This is a genomic window from Psychrobacter maritimus (assembly GCF_904846345.1).
GTDB lineage: Bacteria > Pseudomonadota > Gammaproteobacteria > Pseudomonadales > Moraxellaceae > Psychrobacter > Psychrobacter maritimus.
Map to the genome: position 1 here is coordinate 527,313 of NZ_CAJHAJ010000001.1, position 21,965 is coordinate 549,277.

Annotated in this window: 23 protein-coding genes and 1 tRNA gene; 10 read left to right on the forward strand and 14 right to left on the reverse strand. The window is 41.9% G+C overall.

Features of this window, described 5'->3' with window-relative positions; all coding sequences use genetic code 11:
- Window positions 1-4: 4 nt before the first annotated feature.
- Both JMX50_RS02115 and JMX50_RS02120 read right to left on the reverse strand, forming a co-directional pair.
- Complete coding sequence (locus JMX50_RS02115; protein WP_201628243.1) at window positions 5-505, reverse strand: nucleoside deaminase; 501 nt, start codon at window positions 503-505, stop codon at window positions 5-7.
- Between the two features lie 122 nt (window positions 506-627).
- The gene (locus JMX50_RS02120) at window positions 628-1,281 is read right to left on the reverse strand and encodes a UPF0149 family protein (protein WP_201564833.1); all 654 of its coding nucleotides are present in this window, start codon (window positions 1,279-1,281) and stop codon (window positions 628-630) included.
- Window positions 1,282-1,488: 207 nt separating this feature from the next.
- Between JMX50_RS02120 and JMX50_RS02125 the strand changes: the two genes are divergently transcribed.
- Both JMX50_RS02125 and JMX50_RS02130 read left to right on the forward strand, forming a co-directional pair.
- The gene (locus JMX50_RS02125; protein WP_201628244.1) at window positions 1,489-1,929 is read left to right on the forward strand and encodes a hypothetical protein; all 441 of its coding nucleotides are present in this window, start codon (window positions 1,489-1,491) and stop codon (window positions 1,927-1,929) included.
- Window positions 1,930-2,096: 167 nt separating this feature from the next.
- Entirely contained in the window at window positions 2,097-2,591 is a 495-nt protein-coding gene (locus JMX50_RS02130; RefSeq protein ID WP_201628245.1) for a cell division protein ZapA, read from the forward strand.
- A gap of 122 nt (window positions 2,592-2,713) precedes the next feature.
- On the opposite strand, the gene JMX50_RS02135 is transcribed toward JMX50_RS02130, so the two are convergent.
- The 4 genes from JMX50_RS02135 to JMX50_RS02150 all read right to left on the reverse strand — a co-directional run bounded on the left by JMX50_RS02135 (window position 2,714) and on the right by JMX50_RS02150 (window position 7,038).
- Window positions 2,714-3,043 carry a hypothetical protein gene (locus tag JMX50_RS02135; protein WP_413786802.1) on the reverse strand — a complete coding sequence of 110 codons (330 nt, stop codon included), beginning with the start codon at window positions 3,041-3,043 and terminating at the stop codon, window positions 2,714-2,716.
- A gap of 194 nt (window positions 3,044-3,237) precedes the next feature.
- Window positions 3,238-5,331: a glycine--tRNA ligase subunit beta gene (glyS, locus tag JMX50_RS02140; protein WP_201628246.1), complete on the reverse strand. Its 2,094-nt coding sequence runs from the start codon at window positions 5,329-5,331 to the stop codon at window positions 3,238-3,240.
- A gap of 9 nt (window positions 5,332-5,340) precedes the next feature.
- Window positions 5,341-6,315, reverse strand: coding sequence for a glycine--tRNA ligase subunit alpha (gene glyQ, locus JMX50_RS02145; RefSeq protein WP_201564889.1), 975 nt, complete (start codon window positions 6,313-6,315; stop codon window positions 5,341-5,343).
- Between the two features lie 510 nt (window positions 6,316-6,825).
- Window positions 6,826-7,038: a PspC domain-containing protein gene (locus JMX50_RS02150; protein WP_201564837.1), complete on the reverse strand. Its 213-nt coding sequence runs from the start codon at window positions 7,036-7,038 to the stop codon at window positions 6,826-6,828.
- A gap of 543 nt (window positions 7,039-7,581) precedes the next feature.
- Between JMX50_RS02150 and nadR the strand changes: the two genes are divergently transcribed.
- The 3 genes from nadR (at window position 7,582) to JMX50_RS02165 (ending at window position 10,171) form a co-directional block, all read left to right on the forward strand.
- The gene (gene nadR, locus JMX50_RS02155) at window positions 7,582-8,622 is read left to right on the forward strand and encodes a multifunctional transcriptional regulator/nicotinamide-nucleotide adenylyltransferase/ribosylnicotinamide kinase NadR (protein WP_201628247.1); all 1,041 of its coding nucleotides are present in this window, start codon (window positions 7,582-7,584) and stop codon (window positions 8,620-8,622) included.
- A 134-nt stretch (window positions 8,623-8,756) separates the two neighbouring features.
- Window positions 8,757-9,515 (forward strand): nicotinamide riboside transporter PnuC, encoded by a 759-nt coding sequence (gene pnuC, locus JMX50_RS02160; RefSeq protein WP_201628248.1) that lies wholly within the window; start codon window positions 8,757-8,759, stop codon window positions 9,513-9,515.
- Window positions 9,516-9,718: 203 nt separating this feature from the next.
- Window positions 9,719-10,171: a DUF962 domain-containing protein gene (locus JMX50_RS02165; protein ID WP_201625510.1), complete on the forward strand. Its 453-nt coding sequence runs from the start codon at window positions 9,719-9,721 to the stop codon at window positions 10,169-10,171.
- Between the two features lie 185 nt (window positions 10,172-10,356).
- Here JMX50_RS02165 and JMX50_RS02170 read toward each other — a convergent pair whose 3' ends face one another.
- The 3 genes from JMX50_RS02170 to JMX50_RS02180 all read right to left on the reverse strand — a co-directional run bounded on the left by JMX50_RS02170 (window position 10,357) and on the right by JMX50_RS02180 (window position 13,065).
- Window positions 10,357-10,968: a nitroreductase family protein gene (locus tag JMX50_RS02170; protein ID WP_201564841.1), complete on the reverse strand. Its 612-nt coding sequence runs from the start codon at window positions 10,966-10,968 to the stop codon at window positions 10,357-10,359.
- Between the two features lie 226 nt (window positions 10,969-11,194).
- The gene (locus JMX50_RS02175) at window positions 11,195-12,133 is read right to left on the reverse strand and encodes a pirin family protein (RefSeq protein WP_201619181.1); all 939 of its coding nucleotides are present in this window, start codon (window positions 12,131-12,133) and stop codon (window positions 11,195-11,197) included.
- Window positions 12,134-12,351: 218 nt separating this feature from the next.
- Window positions 12,352-13,065, reverse strand: coding sequence for a pirin family protein (locus tag JMX50_RS02180; RefSeq protein ID WP_201564843.1), 714 nt, complete (start codon window positions 13,063-13,065; stop codon window positions 12,352-12,354).
- 322 nt (window positions 13,066-13,387) lie between these two features.
- Here JMX50_RS02180 and JMX50_RS02185 point away from each other — a divergent pair, with 322 nt between their 5' ends.
- The gene (locus JMX50_RS02185; RefSeq protein ID WP_201628249.1) at window positions 13,388-13,738 is read left to right on the forward strand and encodes a GNAT family N-acetyltransferase; all 351 of its coding nucleotides are present in this window, start codon (window positions 13,388-13,390) and stop codon (window positions 13,736-13,738) included.
- A 148-nt stretch (window positions 13,739-13,886) separates the two neighbouring features.
- Here the strand turns inward: JMX50_RS02185 and JMX50_RS02190 are convergent, their stop codons facing one another.
- The 3 genes from JMX50_RS02190 to JMX50_RS02200 form a co-directional block, all read right to left on the reverse strand.
- Window positions 13,887-14,540, reverse strand: a complete 654-nt coding sequence (locus tag JMX50_RS02190) for a YoaK family protein (RefSeq protein ID WP_201628353.1) — start codon at window positions 14,538-14,540, stop codon at window positions 13,887-13,889.
- Window positions 14,541-14,673: 133 nt separating this feature from the next.
- On the reverse strand, window positions 14,674-15,228 hold the full coding sequence (locus tag JMX50_RS02195) for an NADPH-dependent FMN reductase (RefSeq protein ID WP_201628250.1): 555 nt from the start codon (window positions 15,226-15,228) through the stop codon (window positions 14,674-14,676).
- Window positions 15,229-15,278: 50 nt separating this feature from the next.
- Window positions 15,279-15,671, reverse strand: a complete 393-nt coding sequence (locus JMX50_RS02200; protein ID WP_201564846.1) for a DoxX family protein — start codon at window positions 15,669-15,671, stop codon at window positions 15,279-15,281.
- 456 nt (window positions 15,672-16,127) lie between these two features.
- On the opposite strand from JMX50_RS02200, the gene JMX50_RS02205 reads away from it, so the two are divergent.
- The 4 genes from JMX50_RS02205 (at window position 16,128) to JMX50_RS02220 (ending at window position 19,997) form a co-directional block, all read left to right on the forward strand.
- Window positions 16,128-16,754, forward strand: coding sequence for a YceI family protein (locus JMX50_RS02205; RefSeq protein WP_201628251.1), 627 nt, complete (start codon window positions 16,128-16,130; stop codon window positions 16,752-16,754).
- 288 nt (window positions 16,755-17,042) lie between these two features.
- Window positions 17,043-17,948 carry a LysR family transcriptional regulator gene (locus tag JMX50_RS02210; protein WP_201628252.1) on the forward strand — a complete coding sequence of 302 codons (906 nt, stop codon included), beginning with the start codon at window positions 17,043-17,045 and terminating at the stop codon, window positions 17,946-17,948.
- A gap of 106 nt (window positions 17,949-18,054) precedes the next feature.
- Window positions 18,055-19,194: a hypothetical protein gene (locus tag JMX50_RS02215; RefSeq protein ID WP_201628253.1), complete on the forward strand. Its 1,140-nt coding sequence runs from the start codon at window positions 18,055-18,057 to the stop codon at window positions 19,192-19,194.
- The gene (locus tag JMX50_RS02220) at window positions 19,194-19,997 is read left to right on the forward strand and encodes an SDR family NAD(P)-dependent oxidoreductase (RefSeq protein WP_201628254.1); all 804 of its coding nucleotides are present in this window, start codon (window positions 19,194-19,196) and stop codon (window positions 19,995-19,997) included. Before JMX50_RS02215 ends, JMX50_RS02220 begins: the two co-directional genes overlap by 1 nt.
- A 161-nt stretch (window positions 19,998-20,158) precedes the next feature.
- Here the strand turns inward: JMX50_RS02220 and JMX50_RS02225 are convergent, their stop codons facing one another.
- Both JMX50_RS02225 and JMX50_RS02230 read right to left on the reverse strand, forming a co-directional pair.
- The gene (locus JMX50_RS02225; RefSeq protein ID WP_201628255.1) at window positions 20,159-20,974 is read right to left on the reverse strand and encodes an SDR family oxidoreductase; all 816 of its coding nucleotides are present in this window, start codon (window positions 20,972-20,974) and stop codon (window positions 20,159-20,161) included.
- A 270-nt stretch (window positions 20,975-21,244) separates the two neighbouring features.
- Window positions 21,245-21,319, reverse strand: a tRNA-Gly gene (locus JMX50_RS02230).
- Between the last annotated feature and the right edge of the window lie 646 nt (window positions 21,320-21,965).

Consider the following 21,965-nt stretch of genomic DNA (forward strand, 5'->3'; position numbering starts at 1 on the left):
CTTTTTAATGAGCCTTTTTTAATGAGCTTTTTTGAAATGAACGCTGTTGCAGGGCTTTAATTTCTTCATCTAAGCCAGCAATCGGACCATCTACTGGTACATTCGGCGCAACTTCTTGAATACTTAATGAATGGATGGGCGATGTCGATGTTACGCCCATCTCATCCATCCATTCGCTTAGCTGCCTTGATGAGCTGATATAAACAATACGACCAAGTCCTGCCCAAGCATGCGCGGCTGAGCACATGGCGCAATGCTCACCTGAGGTATAGACCACTGCTTTTGCCCGTGCTTCAGGGGTCATATTTTGAGCGGCCCATTTTGCCACGGCAATTTCAGGATGGTAGGTTGCATCGACCGTATTGGCGCGATTACGATCTTCACATAATATAGTGCCATCACCATCGACCAATACGCTGCCAAACGGCGCATCGCCTGCCTCTAATGCTTCCGTAGCAAGCTCAATGCAGCGGCGCAAATAAATCATATCATTATCAGTAATCATCATAGTTTCCCTTCTGTTATTAATAAGCATCATACCTTTTTAGCAAATCCTAGCATTGATGATAAGTTAATTTTTATGACAGTTGGTTTTTATGATAGTTACTTCTTACGATGGCGTCTTTATTATGACGGACGGTTTTGATTCATCACATCAAGCACTGGCGGCATCGGTTTTGGCAACTTACCTTCTGCTTGTAGCTCTTTGGTGGTTTTGGCATCGATAGCCAGTCCAGCAATCAAGGCAATATCTTTCACAGCTTTACGCTTACGAGTAGCAAAGCTCACTGGCACCATGCGCGCAAACTCATAAATATGCAGATAAGACTCTTCGCCACCTTCAAAGTCTTCGTCATCTTCTAAACGAATCCCGCCGATTTTAGCCAAATCCGACAGCATCTCGTTTTCATCGCTACTCAGACCACAGTCAGTAATACCAAAACCAGTCATAAAGCCATTTGCCCACTGTTTCAGCGCAATCACGCGCTCGTACAAGTCATGTTCATCATCTGGTACCAGCGGCGTATACGAATAAGCGTCGTCTTTGTCTTTTAACTGAAAGACGGTGTCTTCCGCTTCTTCAGTCAACAAGGTTAGTGCTTCATCAGGTAATGGCGCAAAACTCAGCTCCTCAAACACCTTTGCCCATACTGGCTCATCAGGCGCATCACAGGCGGTCATCAGCCCTGTCATCAAGCCATGTACCTCGCTGATAGACACGTCAGTCCAGTCATCAAACGCAGTCAGCCATGTATTCCAGCCAGAGATATTATCATTCATAATAGAGGTCCTAGTTATTGATTAATAGTATTAAATATAAACAAACGCCGCACGATGTTATGAATAAGGCGGCGATTGATAGCAGTCACGAAACAAAGCGGCATACAATTACTTTGTTGATATAGATATTATGCGGTCACCTATGGCATTATTAAACGCAGAGAACAAAATTCATTCACGCTTACTTGTTAAGGATAAAAACTGACTATGTATGACCAACTTAGAATATTAGAAAAAATGGTACTCGACATCAAAAAACAGTATCAGCTTGTCAGTGCTGAACTTAGCAGCCTCAAGCAACAACCAATGACTGACCCAAAGGAGCTTGCCGCGCTAAAAACCAAACTCGACAGCAGCTATACAGAGCGTGACGGTGCCAAAAAACAATTGAGTGATTTAGATAAGCGTTATCAAAACCTTGCTGAAGCGCATCACATGATAGGCGAAGAGCAAGATAATTTGCAAAAACAGATTAGCCAATTACAACAAAAAAATAATGAGCTGCAGCAGCAAAATAATGAATTAAAGCAGCAGTACAGCGATATTAAACAGCAAAATAACGATTTGAGAAAGAAAAACGAGCTGGCAGCTGAGCGAACGCAAGTGGTATTAAAGCGCTTAACCCGTATTGATCAAGCAGAAAGCTAAGCAGAAAGTTAGGAAAAAAGTTAGGCACCGATTGCAATGAATCACGCGTAACTTGCCTATTTTTGCTAATTAATTTTTATTCATTAAATCGCCAAGTTTATCATTACCATATTTATAGCTGTGATAGTTAATTACTCACTTTACTGACATATATTGTAGGATTTATCATGACCGATGACCGCGCAAACCCTGTAGACAGTCAAAAACCAATGCCAAATAATTCGAATACTGATAGTAGTAATACAAATAGTAATAATGCGAATAGCGCCAGTGCAAATAGTGCGAGTGCAAATAGTACTACTACAAATAGCAGTACGGTAAACAGCAGCGCTGCAAGACCTGCTGCTAAACCGACAAGCACTCCTGAACCACAAATTAAAAAGGTCGATGTGGCGATTGCTGGCGTGACCTATCCAATTTATTGCCCAGTGCATGAGCAAGAAGAGCTGCACTCAGCGGTTTCTTATATCAATAACTATGCGTTAGATCTCAAACGCGATGCGCCAAGCCTCAGTCAAGAAAGCCTCTTAGTACTGTGCTGCTTGAACTTATATGAAAAAATCCACGCCAACCAAAGAAGTGAAGAAGATCGTTTGCAGCAAAGCAAGCAGTCTGAAGCCTTATTAAATAAAATTATGAAAGACGCCCATTCTATTTTATAAGCTTGTACCGATATTAAATTGCTATTCTAAAAAGATAAGCGCTTAACTCATTGAAGCTAAGCGCTTTTTTAAATGTAAATAGCATCTTATTTACTTATGCTTTACGATTTATGGCTTACAAGTTAGGCATCTGCTTGATAAGTCTTACCGGCGTGAAAATCCGCTTGATGCTCATAATTGCAAAAGAATAATTCTTTATTACTGTCCATATCATTACCACTGTCACTATTTACCGCTAAACCTGCTACTGAATTCTCTTCCATAGAAACGGGCTTGGTCTCTAACACACCGCGATATTCAGCCAAACTGTTGCCGCAAAAATTACACTGACGCGGCGTGGTCACATCGCCTTTTTTTGGCATCATACTTTTGGGTGCGCGTGGGTACATAAACTTATAAAAGCCCCACATCACAGCCCAGATAATAAGAATTACAATAATAACGGCCAACACGGCAGTGCTCCTTCGAATAGGGTCTAAGACATTATAAACTTAACGCTGCAGAATAAGCGCATAAAAAACTGGCCACATGCAGCCAGTTTTTTAAGTCGTTAATAAATCAAAAGTATAGATGCTCAGCGTGTCATTGAGCTATAACTGTAAAACGATAACTGTAAAACGATAACTGTCGAACTATAATGAACCAACTATAGCTGCAGCTCACTGATATCAGCAACGGTTAAGAATAAGGCACGAACTTGCTTAAGTAGCGCTAAGCGATTGTTCTTTAGCGCGGCATCTTCACTATTGACCATGACATCAGCGAAAAACTGGGTCAATGGCGCATCTAAACTGACCAGCGTTTGCAATACTTGCGTATAGTCAGCCGTTTCAAGCAGCGGTTTAACCGCCTTTTGTGCTTGCTGAACAGCCTGATATAACTCTTGCTCAGCAGGTTCAGATAATAGCGCTTCATCGACATTGTCAGCAACGCTCACTTCTGACTTGGCTAAAATATTGGCAACACGTTTGTTTGAGTCGGCCAACATTGAAGCTTGTGACACTTTACTAAAGCTCTGTACCGCGCGAATACGCTGATCAAAATCAAGCGGCATATGCGGATTAATCGCTTGCACGGCTTGAATGGTATCGACGCTAACGCCTTGCTCGGTATACATGGCACGATAGCGTGAATTTAAGAACGCCATCACTTGGGTAAAGGTATCGCCCATTTTGGCAATCTTGCTGCCATCGCTCGTGCTATAGCCTTTAATTGCTTGCTCAACCAGAGCCACTAGATTAATTGGCAGCTGCTTTTCAATGAGAATACGCAAAATACCAATCGCTGAACGACGTAAGCTGAACGGGTCTTTAGAACCTGTCGGGGCTTGGTCAATGGCAAAAATACCAACCAGCGTATCTAAGCGGTCGGCCAATGCTAAGCAAATACCAATCGGCGTTTTTGGTAACACATCACCACTAAACTTAGGCAGATACTGCTCTTCCAAACTTGCTGCAACTGCTTCTGGCTCGCCATTTAAGCGCGCATAATACGTACCTGCGATACCTTGCAACTCAGGATATTCACCGACGAGCGAGCTTGCCAAATCTGCTTTGGACAAAATCGCGGCACGTACCGTTTCATCAACATTAATATCGCGACCTTGCTGCTGCATTAAAGTAGCGATAAAAGCGGCAAGTTTCGCAATACGCTCAGATTTTTCCCAAATCGTACCTAGCTTATCTTGGAAGACGCGCGTTTTAAGGCTTTCTGTCAGCGCAAATAATGGCTGCTTTTGGTCTTGTAAGAAGAAAAACTCGGCATCGGCCAAACGTGGACGTACGACTTTCTCATTACCTTCAATAATTTGATTGGGGTCTTTTGACTCGATATTGGTAATAAAAATAAAGTACGGCTGCAATTTGCCCGCTTTATCGGTCAAGCAAAAATACTTTTGATCGGCTTGCATGGTTGAGATAAGCGCTTCTTGCGGTACTTGTAAAAAGCGCGCCTCAAAGTTTGCTCGCAGCGCAATCGGGAAATCAACCAACGCGGTTACTTCATCTAATAAATCTTGCGGTACGATAGCATCAGCATTGACTTCATCGGCCAGCGCTTTAACTTGATTTTTAATCAGCATTTGACGCTTATCAAAATCCGCTACTACTTTTAAGCCATCGAGCAGTTGCTCATAATCATTGGCGTGCGCAATAGTATGATAATCAGGGCTATGGAAGCGATGACCACGGGTTTGCGTACCCGTCTGATGTCCTTGGATAATGGCATCAATAACCGTGCTATCTTGCATCAATACCGCCCACTGTACCGGACGTACAAACTCATTGCGGCTTGCGCCTGAACGCATGCGTTTAGCAATTGGCAAATTATCAAGCGCCGTTTGGAATATCGCAGGTAGCAGCTCAGTGGTCGCTTGACCATGAATGACTTGCTCATAGCCCACATAATCACCTTTATCGGTGTTAATAGTTATCAGCTCGCTGGCTTCAATCCCTAAACCCTTGGCAAAACCCATTGCCGCGCGGGTTGGATTGCCATCGCTATCAAACGCCGCTTTAATCGCCGGGCCGCGCTTTTGCTCGCTACGGTCAGGTTGCTTATCGCTGATACCCTGAATCTGAATCGCCAAACGACGCGGAGCAGCAAAGGCTTTGATGCTATCAAACGTGATATCAGCTTCATTTAATTGCTCAGTGACACTGGCTTGTAGCGCGTCACGTAAAGGCTTTAGACTTTTTGGAGGTAATTCTTCACACCCCAGTTCAAATAGAATAGTACTCATGGGATGCTCCTATTTATTGTTATTAGTAGTTTGATTGTCATCTGTGTTTTCAGTTATTTCATCTTCTTTTGGCAAATACTTATCGAGCGCCGCTTGACGATGCGCCTCATCAGCCAATGGGAAACCTAACTTAGCGCGTGCTTCGACATAACCAATGGCGACTTTACGCGCCAGTGTACGTACTCGCAAAATAAAACGCTGACGTTCGGTCACTGAAATCGCGCCACGCGCATCGAGTAAGTTAAAGGCATGCGAGGCTTTTAGCACCATCTCATAGGCTGGTAATGGCAACCCTTCAGCAACTAGCTTATCCGCTTGCTGCTCATAAAAGTCGAACATCTGACCCATCATTGGCACATCGGCGTGCTCAAAGTTATAGGTCGATTGCTCAACTTCGTTTTGATGGAAAACATCGCCATAAGTGACGCGACCAAACTCACCATCTGCCCAGACCAAATCATAAACGCTATCGACGCCTTGTACATACATCGCCAAGCGCTCAAGACCGTAAGTAATCTCACCCGTCACTGGGAAACACTCGATACCGCCCACTTGCTGGAAATAAGTAAACTGGGTGACTTCCATACCATTGAGCCAAATCTCCCAACCAAGCCCCCACGCACCTAGTGTTGGCGACTCCCAGTTGTCTTCAACAAAACGCACATCGTGCACCAATGGATCGATACCAATGGCTCTTAATGAGTCTAAATACAGCTCTTGGATATTGGGTGGATTGGGCTTAAGCACCACTTGAAACTGATAGTAATGCTGCAAGCGGTTCGGGTTATCACCGTAGCGTCCATCGGTTGGACGGCGTGATGGCTGCACATAAGCGGCATTCCAGCGCTCAGGACCTAACGAGCGTAAAAATGTCGCAGTATGAAAAGTACCCGCGCCGACTTCCATATCGTAAGGCTGCAAGATAACACAGCCCTTGTCAGCCCAATAATTTTGTAGGGTTAGGATGAGATCTTGAAACGTCATCGGTTGAGAGTCTTTTTCTTGTGTCATCGAGGTTGTCGCTTGTGATGTCATAGTTTGGATTGTCATAGTTTGGGGCATCGTAATAAAGCCACGGTGGAATTAGTATTATGAAATAAAATATTGATAGCGCTCGTATAGCCTATTCGGCAACGACTCTATTTGCCTGCTCACCTTACTAAAAATTGACTATTTTATCTATATTTACCGCAATTAAATTTATCTCACGGGCTTAAATCGTCAGTTATACGCCTTGTTTATCGTTAAACTGTCCGGATAGGCGTTATTAAGCCTATAGATATAAAAGTAAGATAAAAAAATACCCAAATGCAGAGCATCTGGGCAGGAGGAAAAGTATGTCTTTGCTATCCTGATGAGTCAGGCTTTTTGTTTTTTCGGGGGCTATTGTTTTTTTATTGGCCTTATTTTTTAAATCTTGTTTTCTATGATTACTTTACTTTCATTGTACGTTAGAAACTTTGTACTTTAGTAAATTTTAACTTTAGAAGCATCTTACTGATACGACTGATTGCTTGCCTTTGGCATGATTATCCATAGGATAATATAAATCAAAATACCTGGTACTGCTGCGCTCATCGTTGAGATAACAACGAATAGCAATCTCACCCATGTTGGCGACCAGCCGACATATTCTGCAATACCGCCCATCACACCTGCTATCATGCGATTATTCTGTGAGCGATGTAATTTTGCTAACTTAGCCAAATCAAATACCTCTCTTAATATTGGTTATATTTATTTTATAGCTATTATTTATCGTTATTTTTGAATATTATTTTTCAAAACTATTCTTAAATTCATATGAGTCTTTTCAACTTACGAATCAGTATAGCAACTATTCCTATTCTATCTGTTGAGGATGTAGACGTGCTTTGTGAATTTATGCTACTTAAGCTTGCCCTAACCTCTCATAACTGCTCGTAAACCCCTGATTTTAAATAATTATTTCAAAATGTTTCATAATTGACTTTGTTGCTGCTACCTTACAATTCTTGTTACAAATTCAGTAATCGTCGATTGATAACAGCTCAGTGAATCTTATAGATTTACTAGCAAAAATTGCGAATTATCTTCAATAATGACAAGAAAATGAATAGCTTGATGCTATTGCTTATCAATAAAAAACTCATAAACCACTGCCAATTTACAATAACCTACCTGTAAATCTGTTTAAACCTTTATACCATGCTGATAAATAACTAAAACAACGACTGTCTATTAATTATTTTTAGAATAGTAAGGATAGCTATGTACGACTCAGGCTTAATGATTGGACATTTTGAACCGCTACATCTAGGACAGATGCGCAGTATATTGGCAGCAGCGGGACAAGCAAATACCTTAAATATCGTGATTATGGCGCATCCAGCACCGCATCCAGACTTTAATATTACCTTGCAAGATAAAGCGCGTTGGCTCCAGATGGCGTGTGCTGATTTGCCCTTTGTCCATATTCATACCACTGCTGAGATTGAGCTGCCACTCCATGAAAGCTTTGCTGATGTCATCATAGATATTGCTGCCAGCAATGCCAAGCTGCAACGCTTGAGTGATGCATTAGCGTTGCCAGCAGAGACGGTATTGTTTGTCGCAGAAAATCACCCATTGGCGCAAAGCGATGTTTGTGAGCAGCTAATCATGCCAGTGCTCACCACTTCCTTACACCCTGAATTCGACTCCTATGCGATTGCACGTAATCCGGTCGCGCATTGGTCGGCGCTGCATCCACAAGTGCGCGGCGACTATACCAAAACCGTTGCCATCGTTGGCGGTGAAAGCTCAGGCAAGACCACCTTGGTGCATAAGCTTGCCAATTATTATGGAGCTAGCTTCGCGCTAGAGATGGGGCGGCTATACGTCGGTACAGATTTGGGTGGTAGCGAGATTGGCTTGCAGTACAGCGATTACGGACCCATTGCGCTCAATCATGCCCAAGCAATCCGTGATGCCGCCGCTAGAGCAACAGCGCCCGTAACTATTGTTGATACTGACTTTGTCACCACTCAGGCTTTTTGTGAAGAGTACGAGGGTCGTAGCCATCCTTTTGTGGCTGCTTGTATCGATGAGTTTCGCTTAGACCATACGATCATGCTTGATAACAATACGCCATGGGTTGACGATGGCATGCGCTCATTGGGCACGCCTGAAGCACGCGGACGCTTTGAGCAGCGCTTGCTAGATATTTTCGCCCGTCATGATATTCAGCCGCATATGATTAATAAACCCGATTATGATGCCCGCTATAAGCAAGCTTTGTTAATTATTGATGAGTTTATTTATGGCAAATAACAGTATCAGAAAACGAAAACAAAAATGATTGCTAGAAATAAATGATTGTGACAAATATTAGCAATGGCAAAAACAACATACTAAAAAATAAGAAAAATCTATTATAGCTTTTATACTTTAAGGAAAAAGGCGTTATGCGTATTCAGCTCCTAGACAACATCACCGGAAAATGGGCGATACAATGGATTGTCATCTGGTTTATTTGCGGCGTGATTGCCTTGTCGGCAGGCTTTTGGCTGACCACCGAACACACGACCCTTGACTGGTTTTACTTAGCCGTATCATTTATTGGTTTGATTTGCGTGGTGTCATTATCATTTCGCAAAAACATCATGGGTAATGGTTTTGGTATGGCAGCGACCGCAGGGGAATTTGTGGTCCAAGCAACCTCTGGCGCAGTTGGTTTGATGCTCGCGCCGCTCTTTAACTTTTTCAGTCATCTTTATGGGATTTTTTATTGGTCAAAGCATACTGATGCCGATGGCGATATGGTACCCAAATCCGCCAGTCGCTGGATTTGGCTATTAACCATTGCCTTTATGGTTATTGGTTTGGCGCTATTTCCTACCGTCAATGATTTACTTGCCAGCTATGGCTATGCGGTCGTTGAAGATGATAATAGTAAATTTTTAGGGATTATCTCTTTCTTTTGGATTAACGTCGTTGCCTTTGTACTGTCTATCACCGCGCAGGCAGCGATGATTCTGCGTTATTCATTCAATTGGTGGTTATGGATTTTATCCAACTTCGTTTGGCTGACCGTCAACTTAATGTCGGGCAATTATATCTTTGCTATTCAAACCATGGTTTATCAGGTGAACTCGTTTGTCGGACTGTATGAGTGGTATCGTAGCGAGCAAGATTCTGTAGAATTGGCAAAACCCGTACGTTAAGGGATAATTTTAGTAAGTGACGAAAAATTGAAAAACAGGCAAATGAGGTTAAACAGATAACAGGCTTTGACTGTGCGGTTTACCAGATAAAATGGCAGATTGGGCTAATTAGTGCTACAACTGGTATGAATTAGTAGAGTTTTCCATTTATCTGCTGACTGTTATTGCTTAACCGTCATTTATTTACTAACAGGGAGGTTAGTATGTCTCGTACGTCGCAAAATCGCATGTCTAAACGCACACTTGAGCAATGGCTCAGTGAGTATTCTGTCAGTCATCAAAATCTAGTCAATAAAAAAATCCATTGGTTATGTGTTCCGGCCATTTTTGTCAGTATATTAGGCATGGGCATGTCGCTCTCTGTCTGGTTTACCTTGGTGATGAGCGCTTTGGTATTAATATTCTATATGCGCTTATCAACGCCGCTGTTTTTGGCAATGGGTATTTTTATTCTCATTTGCCTATCGGTAATGACGTTATTACCATGGGGTTTTAAGGTTTGGGCAGCTATCTTTGTTGTTGCTTGGATTGGACAGTTTATTGGTCATAAAATTGAGGGTAAAAAACCATCATTTTTTGAAGATTTACAGTTCTTATTAATTGGTCCAGCATGGGTAGCTAATAGCTTGATGGGTCGTAAAAAAAGCCAATCCTAACGATTCACTCTTGCCATTATCTTTAAGCTCAATATTTAAAAAATCCTGCTCTAACCATTTTAACCAAAAAAAGCGCCACCCAACGGATAGTCGGATGGCGCTTTTTTGGTTTTGCTGCTTTTTCGCCTTAGGTATCAAACACGTCCGTTATTTAGCACACGTTTGATACGCTAATATAAAACATACTATTTGCCAAATACTTGCATACGATCTGCAACGGGCTTAAATTCTTTGTCGCCTGCTGGCTGCTCAATCGCACCGAATACCATTTGAGCATTTAGTTCCCAATGCTCATCGATGTTCCATTCGTTGGCCACTTTTTTATCGATGATTGGATTGTAATGCTGTAAGTTGGCACCGACATTGATACTTGCCAAGGCAGTCCAAATCACATACTGGTGCATGGCACTGGTTTGATGCGACCAAATTGGGAACTTATCTGCATATAAAGGAGCGGCTGCCTGCATGTCTCTGATGACGCTATGATCTTCAAAGAACATAACCGTACCAGCGCCCGCTTTAAAGCCATTCATTTTTTGCTTGGTGGCAGCAAATTGCTCTTCATTATCAACGATATCACGTAAGGTATCTTCGGTCATTTGCCAAAGCTTGTTATGATCATCGCCAAATAAAACCACGATACGCGTTGATTGTGAGTTAAAAGCTGATGGCGTATGCAAAACCGCATGCTCAACCAACTTGACGATTTCATCGTTTGATACTGGCAATTGATTGCTCAATGCATAGATAGAACGACGCTTTTCAGCCAATTGCTGTAATGTTTTTAGGTCTGACATATATATTTCTCCATATGATTAATAGAATTTCAATCCAATGAAAATAACCGTTAAACCAGTAGGGGCAATGAATAACCTCAAAGCTCCTACTCTTTAATCTCAATTATTATATGGACGTTTGAGATAAATCCGTACTTTACTTTTGTAAAAAAAACTTAATGATACATATCTATTCGAAAGGCAGTTTAACGAATAAAGCTTACCGTTAAATTAACCTTTAAAGACATTAACCTTTAAAGCCTTCAGGTAACTCTGGCGCTGGTAAGCGCTTCATATCAGAGTCGACATTACCAAAACGCTCATGACCGTTATTCCAGTCGATGATAGATTGCTCAATCTCTTCTTTATTGTCCGCGACAAAGTTCCACCACAGTAATACTTGGTTATTTAATGGCTCACCACCGATAAACATCACACGCGTGCCTTTTTTGGCGACCAGCTTAATACTTTTATTATTGGCAACATCGCTATCATGGAAGCGGAACAGTTGATCTTGCTCACAAATCTTGCCTTCAGACTCGATTTGTCCTTCTGTCACCAAGATTCCGTATTCAAAGCCCGGCTCTAAGTTAAGCGTGACCTCACCGTCTTCAACGAAATAGACATCGATACCAACCATTTTTGAATATTGAATGGTTGGCGCTTCATAACGCTCACCTGATATGCTGGTATAGCTACCAGTGGTCAGAATCATCTCGACACTATCTTCACGCCAGGTTGGTAGCTCTGGATAATGATGGAAACTACGCTCGATTTGCTGATCCGTTGGCAGTGCAATCCACAGCTGTACCATGCTCAAACCGCGCGCCGCATCTGCTGAGCCACCGGTATCTGGAAAAACACTTTGTTCAGTATGACTGATACCTTGGGTTAGACCGGTGCCCGCTGTCATGACGTTGACTTGGTTTTTGGTAATCACTTGCTCATTACCCAAGCTGTCTTTGTGCAGCACTTCACCATTTAACATCCAGCTAAAGGTTTGCAAGTTGGTATGCGGATGGCGACCGACTTGCATGCCTGACTCATCTTCGCCAAATTCAGCAGGGCCAGCATGATCTAAAAAGCACCAAGCTCCGATGGGTTTTTTGCCTGTATTGGGCAATAGACGCGCGATAGGAATACCGCCTACATCGGCCAAACGTGGTTCTAGGGTTTCGATACTCATGATTCACCTCTTATTATGTGATACGGGATGTGATGTAAAGATAATGGGCAACACGCTATAAAAAAATCAAAGTAGCGTGGCAAAATGATGTTTTTATTTCTACCACGCTACTTTTAACTCAACATGCTATTTTTAACTTAAGTGCACCTTAATGTCAGCACCTTTTAAATTTAGCAGCTTTTAAACTTAGCACCTTTTACATTTAGCATCAGGGATGCTTAAAAGCTCATCGGAACTTCCATTAGCAATACTTTAGCATCTTCTTCTACGTCCATCGTAAAGTTCTTAGTATCCCAAACACCAAGGCCATCGCGGGTATCCAAAGTGTTACCGTTTACCACGACTTTACCGCTAATGACAAAGATATAAACGCCGTTATTAGGGTTTTTTAGCTCATAAGTTTGGGTGATACCTTTATCAAAATCGCCCATGCTAAACCAAGCATCTTGATGAATCCATACCCCTGCGTCGTCCGCATTGGGTGACAATACTTGATTGAACTCGTTTGGCTTTAGGATATCGTCCATACGGATTTGCTGATAACGAGGCTCAACGTTCATTTTATTTGGGATAACCCAAATCTGTAGGAACTTCACCGCTTCGGTATCGTCGCCGTTCATTTCACTGTGCGTGATACCAGTACCCGCTGACATCACTTGGATCTCACCGGTTTCAATGATGCCATTATTACCGATGTTATCGCCGTGACCGAGCTTGCCGGATAGAGGAATACTGATAATTTCCATATCGCGGTGTGAGTGCTTACCAAAGCCTTGACCGCCAATGACGAAGTCATCATTGATGACACGTAGCGCGCCAAAGCCCATACGTTCTGGATTGTGATAATTGGCAAAGCTAAAGGTGTGCTTGCTTTTGAGCCAGCCATGGTTGGCATCGCCACGAGAGTCTGCTGCATGATAGATGGTTTTCATAATTTATCCTTAGATATTAATAGGTTAAATGTCTATAAATTTATTATTAATTAACTTGCTTAAACAATGGGTCTATTATAATTGTTGTCAGCTAATAGATAAACAACGATAATCGCAATTAACTATTCTTATTTTTAGAACAATAACGTCATAAAGATAGCGTAATATATGGATAACAGAACCATTTATATTCATAACAGAACCATTTATATTCATAACAGAACTAGTAGCATAAACTGATACTATCGCTCATGTAATGATAACGAATGTAAATTGGGTCTATAAGATGTTAATCATACTTACGATATAAGGAAATTTAACTATGTCAGAGAATGCAAAGTCAGCTACAACAAACAAAACACCATTAAACTACGAAGTCATCGACAATACAGAGCAAAAGCGTTTTGAGATTCATATCGATGGCCATATCGCCTTTGAAGATTATGAGTTTTTTACCACCAGTCAAGGTGAAAAAGGCATTGCTTATACCCATACCGAAGTGCCAGAAGAGTTAGGTGGCCGTGGTATTGCAGGTTATCTTGCCAAATCTATCCTAGATGATGCGGCAGCGAAAAACTTGCGAGTGAAACCCATTTGCCCATACATCAAAGCCTATATCGATAAGCATCCAGAATACCAAGACAACTCGGTCTTTCATAACGCTACGCCTTAAAACGCTACGCCTTAAACAGTAACTAGCTAAATATAAGCATTTAATTAACACGCAAAAAAACGCCATATCTGTCAGGTATGGCGTTTTTTATGGACGATGTTTTCTAATATCTATAATGTAAGCGCTAGAATAATTCAGTTAAAAACGCTTAGGCAATATGCTCTAAAAACCCTGTATTGCGCGCCCTCATTGATAAATACAGTACGGGTAGTACAAACAAGCCCACCGCCCAAAAACTCAGCTGCATATATAACAGCGCACCCACTAACGCCCCCACTAAAAAGCTAAACACCAATACTGAGCTGTGTGCCAGTTTTTTGCCATTATCCGCTGTGCGATTGACCAAATAATCGGTCAGGTTGATACCAAGTTGGGTGGTATTACCGGTCATCAATACCGTCGGACTCATATGCTTAATCACTGTCTTGCTGGCAGTATTACGAATCGCCAGCGCAATCAAACCTAATCCACCCGTTATCGCCACGGTTATATCACCGGCATCGACAAAGGGTTGATAGTACAGACCGGCAATCATAAAAGCGGTTAAGAAAAACGCTTCCGCTAGGAACAAATGGCTCAGCGTTAATTGTTTATTTTTACTATGGTCAATAAATATCTTGGTCACCATGACCGTCAAAATAAATAACGGTAAGGCGGCAAGCTTAATCCATAGACCCGCCTCACCCTTGACCAAGCCACTGCCCGCCATCACCAAGTTACCTGTGACATGAGCGGTGAAGAAACCAAACAAGGTGATAAAACCAATGGTATCAATTGCCCCGCCAACCACGGTTAATAGCACGGGCGTTTGATGGCGCTGCCAAAAACTTGGCGGCTTTGAATGTAACGGCTGCGAGTCAGATGAAGCTGATTGATGGCTATCACCTTTACTAGCAGCTTCATTATTAGTATTCCCAGCATTATTAGAGATTGAGTTAGCCACCCGACTTGCCTGCAAACTGCACAAAATCAGTTACAAAGCCTTGTAAGAATTTTTGCGTGCGGGCGCTAACACTGCCATCTTCATTTAAGCTATCGGTTGCACGGCTGAGATGGATTTCTGGATCGACCATCAGTTGCGCCGAGAGCATTTGCATGCTTTTGCGCACATCAAGCCCACTATTGATACCACCAAAACTCCCCGGCGATGCCGTAACTACGGCAACTTTTTTATGCGTCCAGACACTTTTTTTATAGGGACGCGAGCCGATATCCACGACGTTTTTTAACGCCGCAGGCATGGTGCGATTATGCTCTGGGGTGACAATCAATACCGCATCAGCGTCTTTTAGCTGCTGACGGACACGCTCATAGCTATCAATGGTTTTATCATCATAATCTTGATTATAAAGCGGCAAGTCTGCGATATGGACTTCCTTTATAGTGACGCTGTCAGGCATCTGCGACACGATATATTCGGCAAATTTACGATTGATGGATTCTTTTCGCAAACTACCAATAACTAGGGCGATGTTGATTGATGCGCTCATAGCAACTCCTGAATGATGATAAAACCGTATGGATTAAGCATTTTACTATACTAAATTCTGCGCGTGTTGCTGTGATCAATTGAATAAGCACCTGCTCCATGGGCAAAAATCATCAAGAAACCACCCGCCATTGCGATGTTTTTCATAAAGGGGTTCATTTGTGATTCATCAATCCAGAATTGGTGGAATAGCAATGCTGAGACAACGCTAAAGCCTGCCATCAATATAGCCACCAAGCGCGCTTTAAAGCCCAATAGGATGGCGATACCACCAAGTAACTCAACAGCGATGACCAAAGGCAATAACATACCTGGCACGCCCATCGATTCCATATAACCTTGAGTGGCAGCGTAGCCGGTAATTTTAGTAAAACCTGAAAAGATAAAAATCATTGATAAAAATAGGCGACCAATTGGGGCGCTAAGCTCTTGTAATTTGTCCATGATTATTCTCCAATAGTATGAAATTTCTAAAGATAACGTGTTTATTTAAAAGACTTTTGTTTGATTAGGCAACGACATTATTGTAGTTGTTGCTTATCAATAGATAAACCGTGATAATTACAAATATGAGTTCTTATTTAGAGAACAATCAAGGAATGGTTCTATTGATACAATGATAAAAACAGTTAGTATTTGATAGAAGGTATCAGCCGCCACAGAAAGAAGTATTTTTCGATACTGCCTAACGTCCAATACCATACCTCCAATATCATGATTTTTTGCTACACTTATTGTGTTGGTATATAAGATATACTTAACGCTAGCTTTTAAATGAAGCGCTTTTAAACCGAAGAATTTTAAACCAATATCAGTCTTTGAGCTGATAATTAAAAAAGCAGTATATTTACTCGACGATATACTGGCTTTTACCTACTCACTTAACAAAAGGATTGATTTATGATCACTGTAAATTCTATTAAAAAAACCAATCGTGCGCTTGCTTTTGCTGCTATCGGTACGCTCGGTCTGCTTAGCACCCTAGGTCACGCTGCGACTTATGAGCTTGACCCACATCATACCGCCGTGCGCTTTTCTGTAGACCATTTTGGTACCACTACTAATGCTGGTGGCTTCTATAATCTATCGGGTATTCTTGAATACGCCCCTAAAGAGAAAAAAGGCTTTGTCGGTATTACGATTCCTATGGGCAGCTTGAGCACAGGCATTAAAGCTTTTGACGGCCATCTAAAATCTGCGGATTTCTTTAACGTAAAAGAATATCCAACCGCTTATTTTAAATCGACTAAATGGGAATTTGATGGCGATAAAGTTAAAGCGGTCAAAGGTGATTTAACCCTGCTTGGTAAGACCCATCCAGTGACTTTAAAAGCCACTAAATTTAACTGCTATGACAGTCCTTTATTAAAAGCTGAAGCTTGTGGTGGTGATTTTGAAACCACTATCGATAGAACCAAATGGGGCATCAATACCTTTACCGATGGCGGTATGATGAAAGACATCAAACTGGTCGTTCAGGTAGAAGGTAGTAAAAAAGCAGACCTTAAAAAAGCAGACCCTAAATAAGGGTAATTTACCCATTTAAGATAGTGCTTTTAGATTGACCACAGTCTCGACTATTTGGTTTTTTGATAAAAGGCTGGGTTTTTAACTCAGCCTTTTATCTTTTGTATCGTTAATATTAAATAAAATAGATATATTAAATATATACTTAGATAAAGAAAACACTTGGGAAATAACCGTTTTATATCATGGTCATCATACGATATAGCAAAATAACAATAGCTAAATAACAATAGCTAAATAACAATAGCTAAATAACAATAGCTAAATAACAATAATGGGGTAGCTAGGATGGGACAATTAGAAGACATGGCGATGTTTGTTCGCATTGTCGAAGCAGGCAGCATTACCAAAGCTGCTGAACAATTAAATATTGCTAAATCAGCCGTTAGCCGCCGTCTTAAGGATTTAGAGACACGATTGGGCAGTCAGCTTATTAGCCGCACCACGCGCCAATCAAGCTTAACCCAGGCTGGTGAGCAATATTACCAAAAGGTGAACAATATACTCAGCGAAGTTGACGCCCTAAATGAAGAAACCAGTGGCGCGCCAACGCGTATCGAGGGCACCTTAAAAATGACTGCGCCATTGTCATTTGGCTTGATGCACCTCAATGATGTCATCGATGAATATGCCAACCAGCATCCCAATTTGAACTTTGAGCTCGATTTTTCTGATCGCCATGTTGACTTGATTGAAGAAGGCTATGAGCTTGCCATTCGCATCAGAGAGCTACAAGATTCCAGTTATCAGGCCAAACGTTTGGCACTTATCCGTTACGCACTTTGTGCCAGTCCAGAATATTTAGAAAAGATGGGAACGCCTGCGATCCTAGAAGACTTACAACAACATGAGTTTTTGCAGTATGGTCTTGGTAAAACAAGCACGCTTACCCTGACGGACGCCCAAGGGAAAAAACACAACCACACCATTGATGCCAAAATCAAAGCCACTAATGGCGAGTTCTTGGTAGACTTAGCGGTAAAAGGTCAAGGTATTGTCTTTATTCCAACCTTTATCGCTTATAAACGGTTGGCTAAAGGGGAGCTTGTGCCTATTCTTGAACAATATCAATTACCCACACTCAATGCCTATGCGGTATATCCAAAAAACCGCTTTTTATCGCAGCGCTGCCGCTATCTCATTGATTTTATCGCCGAGCGTTTTGGTGATGACCCTTATTGGGATAAATTTTAATAGACCTAACTTAGTAAACTGAGCAGTTTTTTAAAGTCGCTATAAATCTTAAAACAATACTGTTAGTATTATTTTAAGATATCCATCAGTCATAAGGAAATGCATTATGGATTTGCAAGCACTCGGCATGAAAGCCATTCACGACTTTGATGACGTTCGCCAAAGCCCGTTACCACAAGAGCGTCTAAAAGCAGCGCGTAAGCAAGCAAGCGCCTTTAGAGAGCGCTTTATGGACGAGCCGCCGGTACAGTTTTATCAAAGCGCCGACATGGTGCGTGTTCCCTACCCCACGTGGTACGCCTACAGTGGCGTCTATACCCAAAGCACCTATAAATTCCCCTACATTCATATCCTCAACCGCATTTTTATCATTCAGTATCATGACTTTTTGGGTGAATTAAAAACATTGCTATTCTCTCCTTCTGATATCGAAGCAGACCGTGAGACGCCATTTTTTAAACGCTTAACAGACAAAATGCCTAACTGGTCACCACTTGAAAGCGTGGTTGCACCTATCATTCGTGACGTCACTGGCGCCTTAGCTGAAGTTGGATTGTCTCCAGAAGATGTTGATTATATAAGCTACGACCATCTGCATACCCAAGATGTACGCCGCTGGTTAGGGACTAAAAGCATTGATACTAAAAATGTAGGTGAAAAAGATAAGCCTGCCTACTTTCCTAACGCCAAGCTATTGATTCACGAGCAAGAATGGCTAAGTACTACCTCTTTATTACCCGTGCAAGCAGATTGGTATTGCCCAAACGGCATCGAAGGCGTCGATGCTGATAAAGTAATTAAATTTACGGGTAGCATCCAATTGGGCGAAGGCGTCGCGCTCGTGCATACCCCCGGACATACCGAAGGCAATCATTCATTGGTGGCGCGCGTCCCAGATGGTATAAGAGTGACTTCAGAAAATGGCGTGGGCGCCGATGCTTATGCACCGATGAACTCAAAAGTGAATGCCATCCGCCGCTACGCTAAAGACACAGGCGTGGAGGTTATCCTAAACGGCAATACGCTAGAAGGTAGTAATGAGCAATATATCTCGATGGTCATTGAAAAAACCATCGCTGGTCCCTCAAAAAACCCTGACTTCCCCAATTGTGCGTCAAGTAGTGAAGCGACCCCTTATTGGTTGATTCCCGGGCATAAAGTCAGTCATTTAATAGGCGAAGCAAAGTTTGGCAGCTTGCAGAACAAATCGGCAAAAAGTCGCTCATTGCAGAAGGAAAGCGCTTGATGGGTTATTTTACTAATAAAACTGTCTATATCACTGGCGCGGCTTCTGGTATCGGGCTTGAGACGGCTAAGCAGCTCATTCAGCAAGGCGCTAAGTTAGTACTGTTTGACGTACAACCGTTTGATGAGGTGCTATCAACCTTGCAAGCTATTAATAAAAATAACGCTTCGATTATCAGCTATGAATTGGACGTCACCGACGCCGATACAACCACTCAAAAAATCGCCGAGGCGGCAAGCAAGCAGCCACCTGATATTGTCATGCACTTCGTTGGAATTACAGGTCCTTGGACGTTTGATGAGATGAGCCAAGCACAGTTTGAGCGTGTTATAAATATCAATTTATTTGGTACGCGCAACGTCCTAGCTGCCGTGCGTCCGTTTTTATCACGTGGCGATCAAGTCATGGTCACCGCTTCGATGTCATCTTTTACCGGCAGTTATGGCTACAGCTCTTATAGCGCCTCAAAGTTTGCCATTTGGGGCATGATGCAATCGATAAGCTTTGAGTGGAAACCTCACGGTATTGATATCACTGTTTTTGCACCGCCACCGATAGATACGCCGCTCACCCAAGCGGAAGTCGGCGTCATGGCACAAGCGGGTGTCGGTATGAAAAAGCTGGCAGGCGAGCTAAAAATTGAAGATGCCGTTAAATCTATGCTAAAAGGGGTAGAAAAGCGGCAGTTCCTAGTCGTACCGGGCGTGATGGCAAACTTAATTAGATTACAGCTGCGTTTCTTTCCGGTCAGCTGGGTGAATTGGATAGGCAATAAAACGGTGGCTTTTTCGCTTAGGAAATAGCGTTTTTTAAAACTGGCTTGTATACATTGAACTTTCACAAGTATTGAATTTCAGTTAGTCACTTAAAAATTCACAAAAAAAAGCGTCACCCGATTAAATATCTGGTGACGCTTTTTTATATGACGAGTTTTCTACACTAGCTATTATCGTTAATCTTAATTTTAGTCTAAGGTTTGCACACCGCCACCATTAACAAATAACGTCTGCCCACTGACCCACTCAGAGATAGGCGCCGCAAAATATAGCATAGCACCAGCAATATCATCCGCTTCGCCTAAACGCTTGATAGGCGTATGCGACAACATTCTCTCTTCAATCTCAGGCGTCAATACGCTCTCTAACGCCGCAGTGCGCGTGGCACCCGGACCCACAGCATTGATACGCACCTCGGGACCGAAATCATGAGTAAGGTTCGCCACCATATGATTAACCGCCGCTTTTGATGCTGCATAGCCGCTCATATCTGGGCTCCTATTGACACTCGACATCGAGGTAGTGATAACGATTGAGCCATAGCCCGATTTTTTCATATGTGGCACGCATAATTGGCATAGACGCCACGCGCTAAAAACGTTCAATTCAAAGTCGCGACGGAAATCATCAACAGAGATTTTAAACGGATTTTCTTGACCACCGCCACCGCCGCCTGCATTACTAATCAGGATATTGATACTACCGAATACCTCTACCGTTTTATCGACCATCGCTACCAAGTCTTCGTCTTTTAAGATATTACACTCAACCGCCAAGGCTTTAACGCCGTAGCTTTCGATGTCTTTGGCCGCTTTATTGGCATCTTCCAATTTCAGGTCTGCAATGACGATATTTGCGCCCGCTTGTGCCAAACGCAGTGCCGTTGCCTTACCAATACCATTAGCACCGCCCTTACCAATACCATTAGCACCGCCCGTCACAATCGCCGTTTTTCCTGTTAAGTCAAATAGCTCATTAAATGATTTGTGCTCAAAAGCTTGCATGGTTAATCCTTATAATAATTATTAATGGAGGCGATATATTGTTTGAAAAGTTTTAATATTTAATACCTCAAATAAGTATGCCAATTTAAAATCAAATGAATGTGTCCAATCATCCATGTTTTGTAACGCTGCTACTTATACTTATCACATACGCTTTCTCACATGCACTTTGTCATAGCGTTATACATTAGCTTGCCAAATTTCAGGCATAAAAAAAGCCTCACTTCTTAGTATAAGAAGTGAGGCTTTAGTGCTTTTGCAAGCCATATTTGGAGCGGGAAAAGAGATTCGAACTCTCGACCCCAACCTTGGCAAGGTTATGCTCTACCACTGAGCTATTCCCGCTAATTATCAAATCGCAATGTTGTTAACAACGACTACGTCTCGATAGGCTGGCTATTTTAGCAAATATTCTGAGAGTGTCAATACCTTTTTTCAAATTTTTAATCAAAGGTATGGTTTTTAAATCTATCTTAAGAGAAAAACAAGCATAGAGTATTGATTCTAAGTGCTATTTTAATTTACCTCATTAAGATAATAATTTTAAATAAATAGAGAAAATAATAGCAGTCTCAGCATCCTGCCCACCTAACCTTTGCTTACAACATGCTGACAACGTTAAAACGCTAACAAAATATAATTTTTCTATAGAAGTTATAGAAATAAAAATGCTTGCGCGCAAACGATAAAGCGGCTTTAACTGCTGTATCCACTTGCATTATTTCTTGTGCGAACTACGTACCTTTTAATATCACTTACTAATACCACTTACTAATACCACTTACTAATACCACTTACTAATACCACTTACTAATACCACTTACAATCCTACCGCCTATTGTTACTTTTTCTGTCTAGGTTTTAGGTTGTTAACATTATTATACTTATGGCTAATGACAGTTGGAGTAAAATTCCATTGTTTTAGTAGATGGGCAAACGGTAGCAATACTTCAATAATAAGCTACCCTTTCATCTACTATTTTAATATTGG

Coding starts and splice junctions, on each gene's coding strand:
- JMX50_RS02225 (WP_201628255.1), bottom strand. CDS start 20,974: ATGCAAGCTTTTGAGCACAAATCATTTAATGAGCTATTTGACTTAACA.
- JMX50_RS02120 (WP_201564833.1), bottom strand. CDS start 1,281: ATGAATGATAATATCTCTGGCTGGAATACATGGCTGACTGCGTTTGAT.
- JMX50_RS02210 (WP_201628252.1), top strand. CDS start 17,043: ATGGGACAATTAGAAGACATGGCGATGTTTGTTCGCATTGTCGAAGCA.
- pnuC (WP_201628248.1), top strand. CDS start 8,757: ATGCGTATTCAGCTCCTAGACAACATCACCGGAAAATGGGCGATACAA.
- JMX50_RS02115 (WP_201628243.1), bottom strand. CDS start 505: ATGATTACTGATAATGATATGATTTATTTGCGCCGCTGCATTGAGCTT.
- JMX50_RS02130 (WP_201628245.1), top strand. CDS start 2,097: ATGACCGATGACCGCGCAAACCCTGTAGACAGTCAAAAACCAATGCCA.
- glyS (WP_201628246.1), bottom strand. CDS start 5,331: ATGAGTACTATTCTATTTGAACTGGGGTGTGAAGAATTACCTCCAAAA.
- JMX50_RS02165 (WP_201625510.1), top strand. CDS start 9,719: ATGTCTCGTACGTCGCAAAATCGCATGTCTAAACGCACACTTGAGCAA.
- JMX50_RS02220 (WP_201628254.1), top strand. CDS start 19,194: ATGGGTTATTTTACTAATAAAACTGTCTATATCACTGGCGCGGCTTCT.
- glyQ (WP_201564889.1), bottom strand. CDS start 6,315: ATGACGTTTCAAGATCTCATCCTAACCCTACAAAATTATTGGGCTGAC.
- nadR (WP_201628247.1), top strand. CDS start 7,582: ATGTACGACTCAGGCTTAATGATTGGACATTTTGAACCGCTACATCTA.
- JMX50_RS02200 (WP_201564846.1), bottom strand. CDS start 15,671: ATGGACAAATTACAAGAGCTTAGCGCCCCAATTGGTCGCCTATTTTTA.
- JMX50_RS02170 (WP_201564841.1), bottom strand. CDS start 10,968: ATGTCAGACCTAAAAACATTACAGCAATTGGCTGAAAAGCGTCGTTCT.
- JMX50_RS02195 (WP_201628250.1), bottom strand. CDS start 15,228: ATGAGCGCATCAATCAACATCGCCCTAGTTATTGGTAGTTTGCGAAAA.
- JMX50_RS02215 (WP_201628253.1), top strand. CDS start 18,055: ATGGATTTGCAAGCACTCGGCATGAAAGCCATTCACGACTTTGATGAC.
- JMX50_RS02125 (WP_201628244.1), top strand. CDS start 1,489: ATGTATGACCAACTTAGAATATTAGAAAAAATGGTACTCGACATCAAA.
- JMX50_RS02205 (WP_201628251.1), top strand. CDS start 16,128: ATGATCACTGTAAATTCTATTAAAAAAACCAATCGTGCGCTTGCTTTT.
- JMX50_RS02185 (WP_201628249.1), top strand. CDS start 13,388: ATGTCAGAGAATGCAAAGTCAGCTACAACAAACAAAACACCATTAAAC.
- JMX50_RS02175 (WP_201619181.1), bottom strand. CDS start 12,133: ATGAGTATCGAAACCCTAGAACCACGTTTGGCCGATGTAGGCGGTATT.
- JMX50_RS02180 (WP_201564843.1), bottom strand. CDS start 13,065: ATGAAAACCATCTATCATGCAGCAGACTCTCGTGGCGATGCCAACCAT.